Origin of the sequence: Chitinophaga sp. CCNWYY40 (assembly GCF_037483205.1) — a bacterium.
Taxonomy (GTDB): Bacteria; Bacteroidota; Bacteroidia; order Chitinophagales; family Chitinophagaceae; genus Chitinophaga; species Chitinophaga ginsengisegetis.
On the sequence record NZ_JBBHLF010000005.1, the window covers coordinates 795,776 to 814,964 of the forward strand.

Here is a 19,189-nt window from a genome sequence, read left to right on the forward strand (position 1 = left end):
GATTATTATTAGTAATTCTTTGATATTCAGGGCTGTCACTCTGGATTTACGCATGAATATTTGTAAGTTTATGACATGAGGAAACAATTATTGGTTGCAGGACTTACAGGCCTAATGATGACAGGCAGCGCCATCTCAGCGCCCCTGGTGTTTAAGGAAAAGAAGAAGCATAAAAAAGTGACCGCACAAAAGGTGACGCCACAGCAGGACAAAGCCTCACAGTGGGCAGATAGTGTGTTTCAGTCGCTTACACCTGAAGAACGCATTGCCCAGCTTATTATGATCCGGGCGCATTCCAATCTCGGGCAGGACCATATTAATGCCGTCATTAAAGATATACAGGATAATAAAGTAGGAGGAATTATCTTTTTCCAGGGTGGCCCGGTACGGCAGGCCAATCTTACCAACTACTATCAATCTATTTCCAAAGTACCCTTACTGGTGGCCATCGATGGCGAATGGGGCCTCGGCATGCGCCTCGACAGCGTTATTTCGCTGCCGCGGAACATGATGATAGGCGCCATGCAGGATACCGCACTGGCCTATGATGCCGGAAAGCTCATGGGAGAACAATGCCGCCGCCTCGGGATTCATATCGACTTTGCGCCGGACATGGATGTGAATAACAACCCATCCAACCCCGTAATTAACGACCGCTCCTTTGGAGAAAATAAATACCAGGTAGCCCGCATGGGGGTAGCTACCATAAGAGGCATGCAGGACGCCGGTATTATGGCCTGCGCCAAACACTTCCCCGGTCACGGCGATACCAACGTGGATTCGCACCTGGATCTGCCCACTATCAATAAAACGCGCGCCCAGCTGGATTCGCTGGAGCTGTATCCTTTCCGCGAAGCCATTGCCGCCGGTGTGCAATCTGTGATGATCGGCCATCTTTATATTCCATCTATCGATAAAAAACCAAATACGCCTACCTCCATTTCTTATAATGCCGTTACCAAACTACTGAAAGATGAAATGGGTTTTAAAGGACTGATTGTAACCGATGCACTTGAAATGAAAGGCATCGCAAAATTTTATACCAACGGACAGGAATCCTTACAGTCGCTGCTTGCAGGCAACGACCTGATGATCCTTCCTTCTACCGCTGAAGGCAGTGTAACGGCCATCAAAAAAGCAATCAAAGCGGGTAAGATCAGCCAGGAAGAAGTAGACGGACGTGTGAAAAAAGTGCTGCGCGCCAAATACAACCTCGGACTGTGGCAGCCGCAACATATCAATACCGATCATCTGGCGGAAGATATCAACGCCAAAACAGATCTTTTACGTAAACGTATTGCAGAAAATGCGATCACCCTGGTACGCAACGATAAAAAACTGGTGCCTTTTTCACCTGCCATGACCCAGCAAAAGTTGGCGGTGATTGCTGTTGGAGCGGATGCCAGCAACACTTTCCTGGAAACCGTGAAGAATTATAAACCCGGTACGGACGCATTTATTTTCACTTCTCGGCAAACGGTACAACAGATTGCTCCTATTGTATCCCGCATCCAGCGCGACTACAAGGCGGTTATTATCAGTTTGCACGACTACAGCCGCCGGCCAGCCGGTAATTTTGGGTTGTCTATGGCAGAACGGCTGATTATCCGTCAGCTGCAATCGGAAATGCCTTCGGTAACCGTTGTTTTTGGTAACCCGTATGCGATCCAGTATTTCTGTGATGCGCCTCACCTGGTGGCTGCTTATGAAGATGACAGCACTACCCAGAGAGCGGCTGCAGATCTGCTTTTCGGGCAGCTGGGCCCCTCCGGAAAATTACCGGTAACCGTTTGCCCGGATTTACCTTCCGGCACCGGCATCACTTATGAAGTGAACAAGTTTCATTTATTGCCCACAGCCACTGCAAAGGAAGCAGGCATTAATGAACAGGCGTTGCTGCAGATCGATGGTTTAGCTAACGATATGATTGCCCGCGGCGCAGCGCCGGGAGCGCAGGTGCTGGCCCTGAAGGATGGAAAAATTATTTACAACCGTTGCTTCGGTCATTACGAATACAACAAACAGGAACCCGTATCGCCAACGGCTATTTATGACCTGGCGTCGGTAACCAAAGTATGTGCTACCACGTTATCGGTGATGCGGTTATATGACGAAGGGAAACTGAACCTGGACGCCACATTGGGTGTATACCTGCCGCAGGTGCTGGGCACTGATAAAGCAGGGTTACGGATCCGCGATATTCTTTTGCACCAGGCAGGACTGGTAGCTTTTATACCGTTTTATAAAGAAACCCTTTACAACAATGCGCAGCCCGACACGGTGTTATATCACAGCAGTCCCGATGCTACGCACGGCATCCGCGTGGCAGAACAGATGTACATGGAAAACAGCTATGTTGATACCATGTGGCAAAGGATATTAGACAGTAAGTTGTCGCCCCGGCAGGGTTATGTTTACAGCGATTGTGACTTTATTTTCCTGGGGAAAATTGTAGAGCAATTAACGGGTAAGAAGCTGAATGAATATGTGCGTGAAACTTTTTACGTACCGCTGGGATTGTCTACCACCGGCTTTTTGCCGAGAACGCGTTTTCCTTTGTCGGAGATTGTTCCTACAGAGCGCGAGTATTCTTTCCGTATGCAGTTATTACGGGGAGATGTGCATGACCCAGGCGCCGCTATGTTTGGTGGGGTGGCGGGTCATGCCGGATTATTTTCCGATGCGCATGATGTGGCAGTAATTATGCAGATGTTGCTGAATAAAGGATCTTTCAATGGCGTGCAATATATTAAGCCGGAAACGGTGCAGTTGTTTACGGCTTATAACAGCAATATCAGCCGTCGTGGCCTGGGATTTGACAAGCCGGAAAAAGACAATGCCACCCGGCGGGAGCCATACCCGGCCAGGAGCGCTTCTGCGGCTACTTTCGGGCATACCGGTTATACCGGTACCTGTGTATGGGCTGACCCGACATCGGGATTGGTATTTATTTTCCTGAGTAACCGGGTGTATCCTAACGGTGGCGTTAATACGAAAATAGCGGCGTTGCATACCCGGGAGAAAATGTTTGAAGCGGTGTATGAGTCTGCCCGCAAATAAGAAATAACGGATAATAAAAGAAGAGGTGGTATCGTTTAACGGATACCACCTCTTTTCATTTTTCAATTATGCGATGTGGGACTACTCTGATACGGAAACGCTCCTGTTGATCATGGTTTGCGTTTTTATGGCAATAGCTTTCTCTGCCAGTTTGTTTTTGCCGCTTCTGATTTCGAAGGTGTAATCTCCATCCTCGAGAGAACCGAGGTTGTAACGTGCTTCAAAGCGCAGGGTGGCGGGCAGTGTTTCGCGGTGCAGCGTGTTATTGAAATTGTCTTTTATGTAGAGCGTCAGCTTTTCGTTGGAAGGATTATCCACAGAAAGCTGGAATAACAGCTGATCCTTTTGCAATTGTGTGATGTGTACGTTGAAAGCCTCGATGGGAGCTTCGGGTACAGGTTTTTCTTTTGCCAGTCGTGCTGCATTATAAGCAAAGGTTTTTGACTGTGCTGCAGCATGTAAAATTGGAAAGAGGATAGTAACAAATACCAACAAAGCTACTTTGGGTGCTAAAACAACAAAACGTAAGTGTTTCATGACATTATTTTTTTAATGTGTTCGTCTTTTTTTAATTAGGGCGGTATTAGCTAATACAATGGTGCCGTTTAAATTTTCAATGCAAAGCTCCGACTTGCGGATTAACGGAACATTACGCCTTTGTTAAAATAATGTGAGTATTTAGCCCGCTTGTTCGGCATTCATTCCCTATTTTTGCAGCGTTTATGGAAGCAGTTACAATAAAAAATAACCGCCCCGTGGCTATCTGGTTATATATAGGCGTGGGCATGTTGATAGTTCAGGTATTGCTGGGAGGGATCACCCGTTTAACCGGCTCGGGCCTGTCCATTACTGAATGGCAGCCGCTGCTGGGCGCTTTCCCACCAATGAATGAAGCCGCCTGGCAGAAAGCATTTGATGGCTATAAACAGATAGCGCAGTACAAGTATGTTAATAATCACTTTACCTTATCGGATTTTAAGTTCATTTTCTTCTGGGAGTGGCTGCATCGTGACTGGGCGAGGCTGATGGGATTTGTGTTTATCATTCCGTTTATCTACTTTATTATTAAGAAGAAGATTAACAAGAGTATGATTAACCCGATGATCATCCTGTTTGTATTGGGGGGCTTGCAGGGCTTGATAGGATGGATCATGGTGAAGAGTGGCCTGAACGAAGAAAATTTGTATGTTAACCATATCCGCCTGGCTATTCATTTTATATCTGCGCTGGTATTGCTGGCATATGTATTCTGGTTTGCGCTGAAACTGAGCGTACATCCGATAGAAATATTAAAAGTTCCCGCTTTATACAAACTGAACATCTGGTTGCTGGTATTGTTGGTAGTGCAGCTGGTATACGGCGCCTTCATGGCCGGATTACATACCGCACTGGTGGCGAACACCTGGCCGGATATCAATGGTTCCTGGGTGCCCGCCGGCATGTTTTCCCAGGGAGGGTTTGCTACAGATATTGCGCATAACCCGATTACCATTCAATTCATACATCGCGGACTGGCTTACCTGATCACTATCCTCATCGCTGTTTGGTGGTGGAAAGCAGCGCAAACACCGGCAAACAGCCTGTTACACGCCATCCGTTACCTGCCTTTGCTGTTGGTATTGCTGCAGGTGCTGCTGGGCGTGCTGACCCTGTTAAACAGCCAGGTGAAGATTCCTGTGAGTTATGGAATTTTGCACCAGGGCGTGGGAATGTTGCTGATGCTGTCGCTGATCTGGACCCTGTTCCTTAGCAGAGGCGTTAGAAACGGGAATTGATTTTCCGCCCGGACCAAATTCCCGCAGCCATAAATCCGTAAATTTTCCGTAGGTTTATTCGTAATAATCGTCTGATGAAGGTGAAGTTATTACTGATAAAAACTTACTATTCTTTCCCTATACAGTTGCTGCTCCTGCATTTCAGGAAGTACCAGGTATTACTTATTTTTTGGGTGATCCTGTTCAGCACCATCAACGGCGGTTTTGCCAAGGTGTTTGGCGGAGATGCACTTTATCTGGCGCCGGAATACCTGGGCAAAGTAAATTTCTACAGTACTACTATCCTGGGGCTGGCCACCGGCATGTTTATCATGAGCTGGCAAATTACCACCTTCATTTTGCATACCGGACGGTTTAAGTTCCTGGCCACCACTTCCCAGCCATTTTTCAGGTATTGTCTTAATAATGCTATTATCCCGCTGATATTCATTTTCAGCATGCTTTACCGCGGATGGGAATACCAGCGTTACGAACAGCTCAACACCGTTCCGGATATTATGCTGCTGGGCGAAGGATTTATTTGTGGGGTGTTGTTTATCTTCTTCTTCTGTTTTTTTTATTTTTTTAATGCAGATAAAAATATTGGCCGCCGCCTGGAAAAGCGTTTCGGTAATCCGCGTAATTTCCTGCGGATGATCCTGAAACCTAACCAGGACCCCGACGAAAATGCACTGCCCGTTCATAATTATTTTTCCACGCCCTGGCGGATCAGAAGAGCGAGGAATGTAGATCACTACAATAAGCATTACCTCGACAGCATCCTTAAACAGCATCACTTTGCGGCCATGATCACCGTGGGTTGCTCGCTGGTTTTCCTGGTAATACTGGCTTACATGATGGATTACGATATGTTCAGAATTCCGGCCGGCGCCAGTGTGTTGATCTTTTTCGCATTTCTGATTGGAGTGGCCGGCGCCTTTTCCTATATGCTACAAACCTGGTCTATTCCCATATTGCTGGTGATGTTGTTTGGTTTGAACTGGATGGTGGAACATAACTGGGTAGATAACCGCAATAAGGCTTACGGCCTGAATTACCGGGACAAAAAAGCGCGCCCCGAATATAGTGTGGCGGCTTTGCAACAATTTTTTACCCGGGAGAAATATGAAGCGGATAAGAAACAAACCTTACTGATATTAGAGAACTGGAGAAAGAAATTTCCGGCGGGGAAAAAGCCCCCGCTCATTGTAATGAACTTCAGCGGCGGCGGCAGCCGTTCGGCCACCTGGAGCGTAAATGTATTACAACGGCTGGACAGCATGCTGCAAGGCCGGTTGATGAAGCATACCGTGCTCATGACCGGCGCTTCCGGTGGTATGCTGGGCGCCAGTTATTTCCGAGAGCTATATTATGAACAGCAGCAGGGCAAGCCTATCCGCCTGTCTGATAATATTTATGCCGAGAAGGTGTCGCAGGATTTACTCAATTCTGTATTTTCTGCTATGGCAGTGAATGATTTTATTACGCCCTGGAGAAGTTTCAGCATCGGGAAAAATCGTTACGCAAAAGACAGGGGCTATGCGTTTGAAATGCAGCTGAATGAGCATACAGACAGTGCTTTGGATAAAACGCTGAAAGATTACCATGCGCCGGAAGCCAATGCAGAAATTCCTATGCTGATATGGAATGCTACCATCAATGCAGACGGGCGCCGGTTAATGATTTCCCCGCAGCCGATCAGTTATTTGTGCAGCCCGCAGTATCAGTATCCCACACGGCAGGTAAGGGATATCGACGGCGTGGATTTCGGGCAATACTTTGCGGCGCAGGATGCGATGGATCTGCGTGTAACCAGCGCAATCCGTATGTGTGCAACTTTTCCTTATGTGCTGCCGAATGCGTTTCTACCCAGTAATCCTATTGTGGATGTGATGGATGCCGGTATCCGCGATAATTTTGGCCAGCAAACCACATTGCGTTACTTGTATACATTTAATAAATGGATCAATGAAAATACCAGCGGAGTGATATATATCCAGATTCGTGACACCCGCAAAAATGATATTTCCCCTATCAAGAAAACAAAGGATCTGAGCGACCTGTTGTTTGAGCCGTTGTTTACCATGCAACAGCACTGGAGCGCCATGCAGGATTTTGACCAGGATGATTTACTGAACTACATGGAAGGATATTTCCCGGAGAAGTTTCACCGGGTGATTTTCCAGTATGTGCCGCAAAAGCAGGACAAGGCGGCGGCTTTGTCGTGGCATCTTACCTCCCGGGAAAAACTGGATATTGCGCATGCGCTGGATAATCCTGCCAATCAGAGTGCATTGGAGTATGTGGTGAAGCTGCTGGAAGAATAGCATTATTCACGGTGTTTAATTAAAATAAATTTCCTGTTATTCCTGCAAAAACTTCAGCAGGGGGGCAATGAACTTCGTATAGGCTTCAATGTGGGGAAGATGTCCTACACCTTCAATGGGAACGAGTGTGGCGTGTGGAATTTTTTTCGCAGCATTGTTTCCCAGTTCAGGGTAATTCCCCATTGTTTTGCGCACTTCTTCCGGGACATTGGCTTTGCCTAAAGCGGTGCGGTCGCGTTGTCCTATAATGAGGAGGGTGGGGGCAGTAACATTTTGAAACTCATATAGCACCGGTTGGGTAAAAATCATATCGTAGGTGAGGGCGGAGTTCCAGGCAACCAGCGAGTAGTCGGGGCTGCTGGTCCAGCTAGCCTGCAGCTGTGCCCATTTATCGTAGGCGGGCGACCACTTGCCGGCGTAGTAGTTGTCCATCATATATTGTTTGATCTTCTCATAGTTCTGTTGCAGTTCTGCTTTGTACCATTTATCTACTGACTGGTAAGGTACTTTCACTTTCCAGTCTTCCAGCCCGATGGGGTTTTCCAGGATCAGTTTCTCGGTTACTTCCGGGTACATCAGAGCGAACCTGGTGGCCAGCATACCGCCCATTGAATGGCCGAGCACTGCTGTTTTGGTGATGTGCAGGGAGTCGAGCAATGTTTTGGTGTTTTGCGCCAGTAGCTGAAAACTATATTGAAGGTGTTCTGGTTTGGAGGATTTACCAAAACCGATCTGATCCGGGATGACAATGCGGTATCCGTTATTGCTGAGATCTGCTGCGGTGCTGTCCCAATAGGCGCCGCAGAAATTTTTGCCGTGGAGGAGTACAACTGTTTTGCCATTGGGGCGGGAGGGCTGAACATCCATGTAGGCCATTTGAAGGGCCTGCCCCTGTATTTGTAATTTCAGGAAATGCACCGGGAACGGGTATTTATATCCGGAGAGGGTGATATCCTGGGCTGGTATTTGTGCATATATCCGGGAGGAGATGAGGGAGAGGCAGACGATGGCGAGGATATATAATTTCTTTTTCATGAAGGCGGTATTAAGCAGTTAAAACGCAGTGGGGTGGGACAAAATTGACGCCATAAAACTATTTGTTTGCAATATTTGGATATAATTAATTGTAAATCAATGATAACCAACCTATTGCAAGAGCGATTTCCGGGCTGGCCAAATGATTACATTTATTTAAAACGTGACACCCTCATTCTCGCTATGTTTTCGTACCTTTGCGCCTTCTTTTTGTAGCTATTAGCGTAAATTTAGTTAATGGCTGATAGCTAAAGATTTAAGTATATGAACATTCGTAATATCGCAATTATTGCACACGTAGACCACGGTAAAACTACTTTGGTTGACAAAATCCTTCATCAGGCTAATGTATTCCGGGCTAATCAGGAATCAGGCGAACTGATCATGGATAGTAACGATCTTGAAAGAGAGCGTGGTATCACCATATTCAGCAAGAACGCATCTGTTGAGTACAAGGGAACCAAAATCAATGTGATTGATACTCCGGGCCACGCCGACTTTGGTGGTGAGGTAGAAAGGGTATTGAAAATGGCTGATGGTGTTATCCTGCTGGTAGATGCTTTTGAAGGTCCTATGCCACAAACCCGTTTTGTGTTGCAGAAGGCTTTGCAGCTGAATCTGAAACCTATTGTTGTTATCAACAAGGTAGATAAAGCTAACTGTCGTCCTGATGAAGTACACGATGCAGTTTTTGAATTGTTCTTTAATCTGGATGCTACAGAGGAACAACTGAACTTCCCGACATTTTATGGCTCTGGTAAAAATGGCTGGTTCAACAGTACATTAGAGCAGAGTGAAGATATTTCTCCGTTGATGGATGGCATCCTGGAATATGTTCCACAGCCAAAAACTCCGGAAGGTAACCTGCAGATGCAGATCACTTCACTGGATTACTCTTCTTTCCTGGGTCGTATTGCTGTAGGTAAAGTGGCCCGTGCTTCTATTGAAGAAGGACAGTGGGTTACTTTGATGCAGACAGATGGTACCAGCAAGAAGCAGAAAGTGCGTGAGCTGTATATCTTTGAAGCGTTAGGTAAGAGAAAAGTGACTAAAGTATTTGCCGGCGATATTTGCGCGGTAGTTGGTATTGAAGGTTTCAACATTGGTGATACTATCGCTGATGCAGAAGAACCGGAAGCATTGCCAATCATCAGTGTGGATGAGCCTACCATGAACATGTTGTTTGGTATTAACAACTCTCCGTTCTTTGGTAAAGATGGTAAGTTTGTTACTTCCCGTCACCTGCGTGACCGTTTGATGAAGGAAACTGAAAAGAACCTGGCACTGCGTGTAATGGATTCTGACAGTGCTGATAGCTTCATGGTGTATGGTCGTGGTATCCTGCACTTAGGGGTATTAATTGAAACCATGCGTCGTGAAGGTTATGAGTTGACTGTTGGTCAGCCTCAGGTAATTGTGAAGCATGTGGATGGTAAAAAATGCGAACCGTACGAAACCCTGGTGGTAGACGTTCCGCAGGATTTTGCCAGCAAGGTAATTGACCTGGTAACCCGTCGTAAAGGTGAGATGCTGATCATGGAAACCAAGGGTGAAATGCAACATCTGGAATTTGAAATTCCTTCCCGTGGTTTGATTGGTTTGCGTACACAGATGCTTACTGCTACTGCAGGTGAAGCAGTAATGGCGCACCGTTTCAATGATTACAAACCATGGAAAGGTGCTATCCCAGGCCGTAATAACGGTGTGCTGATTGCCAAGGAAGCTGGTACTACTACAGGTTACTCTCTGGATAAGCTGCAGGATAGAGGATCTTTCTTTGTTGATCCGGGAGAAGAAGTATATAAGGGTATGATCATTGGTGAAACCAACAAACCGGGCGACCTGGTGGTGAATCCGAATGAAGGTAAGAAACTGACCAACATGCGTGCGAGCGGAACCGATGGTGCTGCTAACATTGCACCTAAAATACTGATGACACTGGAAGAATGTATGGAGTACATCCAGCATGACGAGTGTATTGAAGTTACTCCTAACTTTATCCGTATGCGTAAGGTTATACTGGATGAGGAAGAACGTAAGAGATCAGCTAAGAGCATGAAAGCAGAAGCTTAATTGCTTTTTGTTCGTAAGATAATAGTGAAAAACAAAGCCGCTCCGTTTTACGGAGCGGCTTTGTTTTTTGGAGGAAGTAGAGGGGGGACTTCACTCCCGGGCAAAAAAATCCCCGCCCAGGATAAGGCAGGGATGTGCATACTAACCCAATGCTTACTAAAACTAAAACTAACTTCTATGTATGTTTAAATACTAAGTTTCAATTCAATGCTTATTCAAATCAATAGCAGCCAATATTAAGCGGCATCCTGTTTTTCCTGAATCTTCACTTTAATCTTTGCTTCGATTTCTGCTGCCAGTTCAGGGTTATCATTCAGCAGTTGTTTCACTGCATCACGGCCCTGGCCTAATTTATTGGTGTCATAGCTGAACCAGCTACCACTTTTCTGAACAACGCCATATTCAACACCCATGTCTATGATTTCTCCCGTTTTGGAGATACCCTGACCGTAAACGATATCGAATTCTGCCTGGCGGAATGGCGGTGCTACTTTATTCTTTACTACTTTCACTTTCACACGGTTACCGATTGCTTCGTCGCCATCTTTAATCTGGCTCATGCGGCGGATATCCAGCCTTACAGATGCGTAGAATTTCAACGCATTACCACCGGTGGTAGTTTCAGGGTTACCAAACATAACACCTATCTTTTCACGCAGCTGGTTAATAAAGATGCAGCAGCAGTTTGTTTTGGAGATGGTGGCCGTTAATTTACGCAGTGCCTGTGACATCAAACGGGCCTGTAATCCCATTTTACTTTCACCCATTTCACCTTCCAGTTCACTTTTTGGTACCAGGGCGGCAACAGAGTCAATTACGACTACATCTACTGCTCCGGAAAGGATCAGGCGATCTGCTATTTCCAGTGCCTGCTCACCATGATCCGGCTGTGAAATCAACAGGGAATCCACGTCAACTCCCAGTCTTCTTGCGTAGCTGCTGTCAAAAGCATGCTCCGCATCTATAATGGCGCAAATACCGCCTTTTTTCTGTGCTTCAGCGATTGTATGGATGGCGATGGTTGTTTTACCGGAAGACTCTGGTCCATATATTTCAATGATCCTTCCCTTTGGTAAACCGCCAATTCCAAGTGCGATATCAAGGCCCAGGGAACCCGTGGAAATAATCTCCATCGGCGCTTCTGCTTTTTCCCCCATCATCATCACAGATCCCTTACCGAAATCTTTCTCAATCTTGTCCATTGTGAGGCGCAGGGCCTTCAGTTTTTCTGCATTGGCTGTAGACATATAAGTAATGTTTTTACAAATTTAATAGATAGCTGATCACAATTAGAAAGCAAATTAATTGGATTGCTAAGTTATGATCTAATTTTTTATTTTCCTAAATATTTTAGCATTTTCTTTTAATTGCTAAATAAAATAGTAATCTTTTTCCGTGCTGTTCAAGAACTTCCTGTCAAAAAAAATTTATTCTTAAGATCTTAAAAGGGTTAACCCGCAACGGCATAACAAAGATGCGACCCCATTACGCATTGAATATGCGTAACAACAAAACCTCAAAAAAATAATTATCCGCAGGAAGTGAGAATTCTACTGCATTTTTAAAAAGCGTAGTTATACGCTTGAGTATCAGCGCAGAAAGTTTCACTTTTGTACTGTCAAGTTTAGTTGTTGAAGTTAATCCCCTACTGTTTGTTAAAATTGTTTGTTAGCCTGCCTTGCGGCCTTGCATCCATGTGAGGAAGAAACGGTGAAGCGGTCAAGGTTAAACCCCAAAATTTTTTTATCGCCATTCTAATATGTTGTTCTCCCTGATCCCTGGCTGGTGGCTGACTTATTTCAGCATTTACCGGCAGGGGAGCAGGGATAGAATGGTGAAATGCCTATTTTACAAGTATCCAGCAAGCGGCCAGCTGCGAAACGATCCCAATCAGGAAACCAATATAGATTTCACGCGGTTCATGCGCTTCCAGTACCAGGCGGGACGTAGCCACAATGCCGGCTACAAAGAAAGTAATAACCAGTGGTATGGAGACGTTCATATGCATTCCCCACATCAGCGACAGTAAAAGACCTATCACGCCGCCCCAGCCTACGGTATGCATGCTGGTTTTTATAAAATTATTGCTAACAAAAGCGATGGAAACACTCAGGAACACGCCCAGGAAAAACGCCGTGTAGAACTTTGGCGCCCTGCCTTCCTGCTGAAAAGTATAAAACGCCCAGAAGTAATAGGTGATCATGGCCACATAAGGAATGATCCTGTCGCGCTGGGTTTTCATATGAACGGAAGAAACAAATTTCAGTGCCTTGGCCAGTAAAAGCGTGAGCACCGGAAACCCGATACTGATAATAGCCACCCTGAAATACAGCATGTCGAAGGCAAATCTTTTGCTCAGCGGCTTAAAGGCTACCATGTATTCCGGAATGGATTCCAGCACCAGGAATGTCACCAGCAGGGGAATGAACAGCGGATGTGAGAGATAGGAAATGATCAGTGCCAGGGATTTCATTGCCTTTGGAAACTCCGGCTCCAAACGTATATTTCCGTTCCGGTCTAAAACAGCTTGTTCTTGCATGGTGTGGTTCTTATAATTCTTTACGTAAACGGGCTACCGGAATATTCAGCTGCTCCCTGTACTTTGCCACCGTACGGCGGGCAATGTTATATCCTTTATCCTGCAGCATTTTTGTGAGGTTTTCATCACTGAGCGGCTTACGTTTGTTTTCTGCTTCAATGAGGTCTGACAGGATCTTTTTTACTTCCCGGGTGGATACTTCCTCGCCGCTGTCGGTAGACAGGGATTCGGAGAAGAAGAATTTCAGTTTGAAGGTACCGAATTCGGTTTGTACATATTTACTGTTGGCCACGCGGCTTACGGTAGAAATATCCAGTTGTGTACGATCCGCGATATCTTTCAGGATCATAGGCTTCATGGTGGTTTCATCTCCCGTAAGGAAAAATTCGCGCTGGTAATCCATGATAGATTCCATAGTGGATAACAGCGTATGTTGCCGCTGCTTGATGGCATCTATAAACCATTTGGCAGCATCAATTTTCTGTTTGATAAACAGTACGGCTTCTTTCTGGCGTTTATCTTTCTTGTCGCCCCGGTCGTACTCCTTCAGCATTTCGCGGTAACCGCCGGAAATGCGCAGATCGGGAGCATTACGGGAATTCAGTGTAAGTTCCAGTTTACCGGCATTGTTTAAAATAAAGAAGTCGGGTAGTACGTAGCTCTCCGCTTTATTCAGCGTAGCAAAATTGCCACCTGGCTTGGGCGTGAGTTTGATGATCTGGGTAATGGCTTCTTTCAGTCCTTCGTCAGAAAGGCCTAATGCCTTCTGGATCTTCTCATAGTGCTTCTTGGTAAATTCGTCGAAGTAGTTTTCGAGGATGAGGTAGGCGTTGTGTACGCCGGGATCGTCCTGTGCTTTACGTTTCAGCTGGAGTAAGAGGCATTCTTTCAGATCGGTGGCGCATACGCCTGCCGGATCAAAGTCCTGGATCTTTTTGATCAGGGAGTTGATTTCTTCTTCGGTGGTGTCAATATTCTGCGAAAAGGAGAGATCGTCTACCATAGAACTGATTTCCCTGCGCAGGTAGCCGTCGTCGTCTATGCTGCCGATGATATGTTCGGCAATGGCGTTCTGATGGTCGTCCAGCTCGAGCATGCCCAGCTGGCTCAATAAGTGTTCATGGAAAGATGTTTCCACCCTGATCGGGATGGTTTTATTGCTTTCGTCCGGATCAGGATAGTTATCATCACGCAGCTTGTAATCCGCCACATCATCATCTCCTTCACTTACATATTCAGAAATATCGATATTGTCGTACTCATTTTCACTGCCGTCGGGTTCAAATTCATCTTCTTCCGCCGGTGCTTCGTACTCTTCCTGTTCTTTGAACTCGTCTTCACCTGCCTCTTCGCCATATTCCAATGCCGGATTTTCTTCCAGTTCCTCTTTGATCCTTTCTTCCAGGTTCACAGTAGGTACCTGCAGCAATTTCATGAGCTGAATTTGCTGGGGTGAAAGTTTCTGTAATAATTTCTGCTGTTGTGTCTGCTTTAACATAATTATTCCCTGTCAGGGCAAAATTAATAAGTATAAGGTTAACAGAGCGACTCGCTGTCAGCATTTAGCTTTTAGATAACGAAAAGCTATAAATCCAGTTCCAGCTGCTCCGGCAACAAACGGAATGTTTTGCGGTGAAATGGCGTATCGCCAAATTCCCGGATGGCATCCCGGTGTTGCCTGGTAGGGTATCCTTTGTTCTCATTCCAGCCAAAGTGTGGATATGTGGCGTGTAACTGCTGCATATATTCATCACGATAGGTTTTGGCCAGGATGGAAGCTGCTGCAATAGAGGCATATATGCCATCGCCTTGTATAATGCAGGCGTGTGGTGTATTGCCGTATGCATAAAAACGGTTACCATCTACCAGTATAAATTCAGGTTGCTGCTGTAACTTCTCCAACGCCAGGTGCATAGCTTTGAAAGAAGCTTTCAGTATATTTATCTTGTCTATTTCCACATTATCTACACTTGCCACGGCATAACATACTGCTTTTTTTTCAATCACCTTTCTCAGCTTTTCCCGGTCTGCCGGTTTCATCTGCTTGGAATCGTTCAGCAACGGATGTCTGAAATTCTTTGGCAGAATGACGGCCGCAGCAAACACAGGACCCGCCAGGCATCCCCTTCCGGCTTCATCGCAGCCGGCTTCTGTTAATAATTCCTGATAGTAAGAAAGTAGCAAATCCAAATCTATTAAGCCGGGTAAAATTACAAGATTAATGTTCAAGGAACAAGGATTGTGGAATTTTGAAGCAATACCGCAGCCTTCTATTCATCTTTCTTAAAGAGATCTTTAAAATCCTGTTTGAAATCTGTCCACTCCTTATCAGATTTTTTCATCAGCTGGTCGGCGGCTGCCCGGGTGCTGTCCCATTTATCGGCGCTGCTGTTTTTTACGTCTTCCAGCTTTTTGTTCATCTGTGTTTTCAGCGTTTCCAGTTTTTTCCGGGCAGCCACACTTTTCTCGTCTCCTTCTTTCTTTAACTCCTCCGTGGTTTTGTCTATTTCCCGGATACGCTCCTGAATAGCTTCTTCCGCCTGTTTCTTTTGCTCGGATAAATAATCGCCCGTGCTGCTGGCGGCAGATTTTATATCCTGCCCGGCTTCTTTAATGTCTTCCTTTATTTCTTCTTTCTTTTCCTGTTGAGTGCTACTCTCGTTACAGGCAAATAAAGCGGCAATGCCCGCCAGTAAGAATATCTTTTTCATGTTCCGACGATTTTTTTGTGTTTTTAAATACTGGCACAGCCTTCCGGCCGTACCCCTTTATCAAAACATATTCCAGTTTTTTTGTTCACGCCCGGATCATATTTTAATATTTATCAGATGTTTGCGGCCATTGGTCCTTATACCTGCGCCCGGTAACAAAAAATTAGCTAGGTTTGAGGTCCTTAAAAACAAAACCTGACTTAATATGAGAAAAAAATTACTGGTTTTGCTCTTATTGCTTAGCGTAAGTATCAAATGGGCTAAAGCAGATGAGGGCATGTGGTTGCCTTATTTACTGGGGCAGCAAACGTACAACGACATGGTGAAGAAAGGATTGAAGCTGACGAAAGAACAGTTGTACAGCATTAATAAAGCATCCCTGAAAGACGCCATCGTTATTTTTGGTGGCGGCTGTACCGGTGAAATTGTAAGTAATGAGGGCCTCATTTTTACTAACCACCACTGCGGCTACGGCGCTATTGCCGCCGCCAGTTCTGTAGAACACAACTACCTGAAAAACGGTTTCTACGCAAAAAATAAACAGGAAGAAATTGCTTCTTCCCAGCTGTCTGTACAATTCCTGGTAAGAGTGGAAGATGTGAGCAAGGAAGTGGAAGACGCCCTGAAAGGACTTGATGGCGCTGCAAGAGCCCAGAAAGAACAACAGGTTTATGGCGAAATTATCGCTAAAACTATTGCCAACACCGGCTATGAAGCGAAGGTGGTGCCTATGTTCAAAGGCAATCAATACCTGCTGTTTGTATACGAGCGCTATAAAGATATCCGCCTGGTAGGTACGCCTCCTGAAAGCGTGGGTAAATTTGGCGGTGATACCGATAACTGGGAATGGCCCCGCCACACCGGCGACTTCTCCGTGTTCCGTGTGTATACCGGTAAAGACGGAAAGCCTGCTGCCTATGCCGCTGATAATGTGCCTTTAAAGCCAAAACATTTTCTCCCGGTATCTATCAAGGGTGTAAAGGAAAATGATTATGCCATGATTTTCGGTTACCCCGGTGGTACCAACCGTTATGAAACTTCTTACGGCATACAGCTGAAAACAGCTATCGAAAACCCTTCCGTGGTAAATCTCCGCGATGTAAGACTGAAGGCTATGTTTGAGCAGATGAAGAAAGATCCTGCGGTAAAACTGCAGCTGGCATCTTCCTATGCCGGAATAGCCAACTACTGGAAGTTTTTTGACGGTGAAACTAAGCAACTGCAGAAACATGGTGTGCTGGCCGATAAACAAAAACAGGAAGCTGCTTTTGCCAAATGGGCACAGGGCAAACCTGAATTTGCCAACATCCTTTCCGACTACGAGGCTGCCTATAAAGCATGGACTCCATACGCCAAACAACGCACTTACCTGAATGAAGGTATCATGGGTTCCCCGGTAGCGGCTTTTGCGGCTTCTCTAACGGCCGTGGAAAGAGCACTGGTAACACCGGGCGCTCCTAAAGATGCCGTTAAACAGGCAGTAGATGCAGCTGATAAGGCGCGTAAAGCATTCCTGGAAGGAGAAAACAAACCATCCGACCAGAAAATCCTCGCAGCTACCTGTCATATGTTCTACACAGACATCTCCAAAGATCAACATCCGATTGGTTTTTATGATGCACTGAAAGCAAAATACGGTCCTCTTGATGAAGACAAAACATACAATACCTGGGCTGCTTCCTTAATGGCCAACACGTTTATTTTTGATGATGCCAAATGGAACGCATTTGTAGCAAACCCGGATGCAGTAACCCTGCAGAATGATCCGGTATTCGCCTATGCCAACGCATTCATCAAAAATTATGTAGGTAAATACCTGCCGTTATATAACCAGTTCAATACAAAGAATAACGATCTTGGCCGCGCTTACCTGAAAGGTGTTATGCAGATGAATCCTAACGCCAACAGGTATCCCGATGCCAACTTTACCATGCGCTTATCTTATGGCCAGGTAAAACCATATTCTCCACGTGATGCCGTGCACTACGACTATGTAACCACCATGAAAGGGGTAATAGAGAAGTATGTACCGGGTGATTATGAATTTGACCTGCCTGAAAATTATGTTGACCTGTACAATAAAAAAGATTTCGGTCAGTACAAAGATGCCAAACGCAATGATATTGTAGTAGGCTTTATCACAACCAACGATATCACCGGCGGTAACTCCGGCTCTCCTGTTATCAACGCCAACGGCGAACTGATTGGGCTTGCTTTTGATGGTAACTACGAAGCACTGAGCCATAAAATTCAGTTTGATTCCGAGTACAATCGTACTATCTGTGTAGATGTACGTTACGTATTGTGGTGCATTGACAAACTGGGCGGTGCAAAAAATATTATTAATGAGCTGAAACTGGTGAAATAACCGGCTGGTAAGCATTTGATCAGAAAGTCCCGCACTGGTAGCCCCGGTGCGGGACTTTTTATTACGGATTAATGCTGTTTTACTGAAAACATTTTTTTGCTGCATGGTGTTATCCCCATAGGCTGTTTCCAACATCTAATAACAACCGTGCATGCATAAACGAACCTTATTCCTTGCTATCCTGTTTTTTGTCTGTGTCTTTTCTGCCAGCGCATCTGCATGGCCGCCGGGAGATACTACTGCCAGGGATTCTTCTATCGAAAAAATAGCCGGATTTATCAAGAAGATATCTTTCGGGGGTGTTTTCCAGGCCAGGTACACCGGGTCGCTGGTGCGTGATGTGGATGTAAACGGGATGCATCAACCAAATGCAGAAGAAGTAGTGCGAAACAGTTTCAGTATCAAGCGTGCGCGTTTACAGGCCAAGGCACAGGTAAGCGACCGTTTTACGGCAGCAGTGCTGATTAACCTGGCTGAATTTTCCGGAGATACCAAAGGGAAGGTCCTTGAAAATGCGTATATCTCTTACCGTTGGAACGATGCAGTAAACTTCACCGTGGGGCAATTCCGGCCATCTTTTGGTTTGGAAGATCTCTACCCTGTAGATATTATCCAGTCGATGGATTTCTCCAATCAATACGCTGCGTTCGGCAGCAACGGCTGGCAAAGCTTCCAGATCGGCGTGTCGATGTTCGGGGCATTTAACCAGGACAGTAAGATCCCTATGAAGTATGCTGTTTCCGTGGTGAACGGGAACAACCGCAACCAGCCATCAGATAACGACAACGGCAAACTGGGAACGGCCCGGCTGGAATTCGGAGAGATGAATAAACTTTCGCTGGGGCTAAATGGTGGCTTTGGCGCGGTGAAACGACAGCGCGTGTACGCTTTGGGGGTAGATGTGAGCGGCGTAATTCCACTGGCGCCCAAATGGGATCTGCAGTTGCAGTCGGAATACAAACAAGGTAACAATCACCAGCTTTACTACGCCCTGCCAGACAGTATCCGCGGTGGGGAAGGAGTAGGCCGGTATATTATGGATGGAATATACGTGCTTCCCAATTTGCGCTATAAGATCAGCTATCATAAGCTGACCTCTATCGAGCTTTCCATGCGCTATGAATATTTTGATGAAAACAAAAAACATAATGGCGCTATCCGGCAATCCTATATCCCCATGATCAGCCTGGCTTTTCTGAAAGATTATGGCGGCCGTATTCAGTTAGGAATGCAGATAGACCAGTATAACAAAGATATTCCCGGAACAAAAACGCATAACAGCAACCTGCTGATTGTGCAGGTACAATGCAGGTTTTAATAAA

13 protein-coding genes are annotated in these 19,189 nt (G+C 45.8%); 6 read left to right on the plus strand and 7 right to left on the minus strand.

The window, feature by feature from the left end:
• Positions 1 to 75 precede the first annotated feature (75 nt).
• On the plus strand, positions 76 to 3,060 hold the full coding sequence (locus V7S65_RS22335; protein WP_111577257.1) for a glycoside hydrolase family 3 N-terminal domain-containing protein: 2,985 nt from the start codon (positions 76 to 78) through the stop codon (positions 3,058 to 3,060).
• A gap of 81 nt (positions 3,061 to 3,141) precedes the next feature.
• On the opposite strand, the gene V7S65_RS22340 is transcribed toward V7S65_RS22335, so the two are convergent.
• Positions 3,142 to 3,597 carry a hypothetical protein gene (locus V7S65_RS22340; RefSeq protein WP_079471400.1) on the minus strand — a complete coding sequence of 152 codons (456 nt, stop codon included), beginning with the start codon at positions 3,595 to 3,597 and terminating at the stop codon, positions 3,142 to 3,144.
• A 185-nt stretch (positions 3,598 to 3,782) separates the two neighbouring features.
• On the opposite strand from V7S65_RS22340, the gene V7S65_RS22345 reads away from it, so the two are divergent.
• Positions 3,783 to 4,835, plus strand: a complete 1,053-nt coding sequence (locus V7S65_RS22345; protein WP_079471399.1) for a COX15/CtaA family protein — start codon at positions 3,783 to 3,785, stop codon at positions 4,833 to 4,835.
• A 74-nt stretch (positions 4,836 to 4,909) separates the two neighbouring features.
• Positions 4,910 to 7,141, plus strand: a complete 2,232-nt coding sequence (locus tag V7S65_RS22350; protein WP_079471398.1) for a patatin-like phospholipase family protein — start codon at positions 4,910 to 4,912, stop codon at positions 7,139 to 7,141.
• Between the two features lie 36 nt (positions 7,142 to 7,177).
• Here the strand turns inward: V7S65_RS22350 and V7S65_RS22355 are convergent, their stop codons facing one another.
• Positions 7,178 to 8,176: an alpha/beta fold hydrolase gene (locus tag V7S65_RS22355; protein ID WP_336387603.1), complete on the minus strand. Its 999-nt coding sequence runs from the start codon at positions 8,174 to 8,176 to the stop codon at positions 7,178 to 7,180.
• A gap of 264 nt (positions 8,177 to 8,440) precedes the next feature.
• Here V7S65_RS22355 and typA point away from each other — a divergent pair, with 264 nt between their 5' ends.
• The gene (typA, locus tag V7S65_RS22360) at positions 8,441 to 10,249 is read left to right on the plus strand and encodes a translational GTPase TypA (RefSeq protein WP_079471395.1); all 1,809 of its coding nucleotides are present in this window, start codon (positions 8,441 to 8,443) and stop codon (positions 10,247 to 10,249) included.
• A gap of 236 nt (positions 10,250 to 10,485) precedes the next feature.
• Here typA and recA read toward each other — a convergent pair whose 3' ends face one another.
• The 5 genes from recA to V7S65_RS22385 all read right to left on the minus strand — a co-directional run bounded on the left by recA (position 10,486) and on the right by V7S65_RS22385 (position 15,499).
• Positions 10,486 to 11,496, minus strand: coding sequence for a recombinase RecA (gene recA, locus V7S65_RS22365; protein ID WP_079471393.1), 1,011 nt, complete (start codon positions 11,494 to 11,496; stop codon positions 10,486 to 10,488).
• Between the two features lie 596 nt (positions 11,497 to 12,092).
• The gene (locus V7S65_RS22370) at positions 12,093 to 12,788 is read right to left on the minus strand and encodes a hypothetical protein (RefSeq protein ID WP_079471392.1); all 696 of its coding nucleotides are present in this window, start codon (positions 12,786 to 12,788) and stop codon (positions 12,093 to 12,095) included.
• Between the two features lie 10 nt (positions 12,789 to 12,798).
• Positions 12,799 to 14,286 carry an RNA polymerase factor sigma-54 gene (rpoN, locus tag V7S65_RS22375; RefSeq protein WP_079471391.1) on the minus strand — a complete coding sequence of 496 codons (1,488 nt, stop codon included), beginning with the start codon at positions 14,284 to 14,286 and terminating at the stop codon, positions 12,799 to 12,801.
• Positions 14,287 to 14,372: 86 nt separating this feature from the next.
• Positions 14,373 to 14,972, minus strand: coding sequence for a ribonuclease HII (locus V7S65_RS22380; protein ID WP_079471776.1), 600 nt, complete (start codon positions 14,970 to 14,972; stop codon positions 14,373 to 14,375).
• An 86-nt stretch (positions 14,973 to 15,058) separates the two neighbouring features.
• Positions 15,059 to 15,499 (minus strand): hypothetical protein, encoded by a 441-nt coding sequence (locus V7S65_RS22385; protein WP_079471390.1) that lies wholly within the window; start codon positions 15,497 to 15,499, stop codon positions 15,059 to 15,061.
• 205 nt (positions 15,500 to 15,704) lie between these two features.
• Between V7S65_RS22385 and V7S65_RS22390 the strand changes: the two genes are divergently transcribed.
• Together V7S65_RS22390 and V7S65_RS22395 are read left to right on the plus strand one after the other, a co-directional pair.
• On the plus strand, positions 15,705 to 17,867 hold the full coding sequence (locus V7S65_RS22390) for a S46 family peptidase (RefSeq protein WP_111577260.1): 2,163 nt from the start codon (positions 15,705 to 15,707) through the stop codon (positions 17,865 to 17,867).
• A gap of 151 nt (positions 17,868 to 18,018) precedes the next feature.
• Positions 18,019 to 19,185 (plus strand): porin, encoded by a 1,167-nt coding sequence (locus tag V7S65_RS22395; protein ID WP_336387602.1) that lies wholly within the window; start codon positions 18,019 to 18,021, stop codon positions 19,183 to 19,185.
• Positions 19,186 to 19,189 lie beyond the last annotated feature (4 nt).

Excerpts from the sequence above, each read along its gene's own strand:
- V7S65_RS22335 (WP_111577257.1), top strand. The coding sequence starts at position 76 with ATGAGGAAACAATTATTGGTTGCAGGACTTACAGGCCTAATGATGACA.
- V7S65_RS22340 (WP_079471400.1), bottom strand. The coding sequence starts at position 3,597 with ATGAAACACTTACGTTTTGTTGTTTTAGCACCCAAAGTAGCTTTGTTG.
- V7S65_RS22345 (WP_079471399.1), top strand. The coding sequence starts at position 3,783 with ATGGAAGCAGTTACAATAAAAAATAACCGCCCCGTGGCTATCTGGTTA.
- V7S65_RS22350 (WP_079471398.1), top strand. The coding sequence starts at position 4,910 with ATGAAGGTGAAGTTATTACTGATAAAAACTTACTATTCTTTCCCTATA.
- V7S65_RS22355 (WP_336387603.1), bottom strand. The coding sequence starts at position 8,176 with ATGAAAAAGAAATTATATATCCTCGCCATCGTCTGCCTCTCCCTCATC.
- typA (WP_079471395.1), top strand. The coding sequence starts at position 8,441 with ATGAACATTCGTAATATCGCAATTATTGCACACGTAGACCACGGTAAA.
- recA (WP_079471393.1), bottom strand. The coding sequence starts at position 11,496 with ATGTCTACAGCCAATGCAGAAAAACTGAAGGCCCTGCGCCTCACAATG.
- V7S65_RS22370 (WP_079471392.1), bottom strand. The coding sequence starts at position 12,788 with ATGCAAGAACAAGCTGTTTTAGACCGGAACGGAAATATACGTTTGGAG.
- rpoN (WP_079471391.1), bottom strand. The coding sequence starts at position 14,286 with ATGTTAAAGCAGACACAACAGCAGAAATTATTACAGAAACTTTCACCC.
- V7S65_RS22385 (WP_079471390.1), bottom strand. The coding sequence starts at position 15,499 with ATGAAAAAGATATTCTTACTGGCGGGCATTGCCGCTTTATTTGCCTGT.
- V7S65_RS22390 (WP_111577260.1), top strand. The coding sequence starts at position 15,705 with ATGAGAAAAAAATTACTGGTTTTGCTCTTATTGCTTAGCGTAAGTATC.
- V7S65_RS22395 (WP_336387602.1), top strand. The coding sequence starts at position 18,019 with ATGCATAAACGAACCTTATTCCTTGCTATCCTGTTTTTTGTCTGTGTC.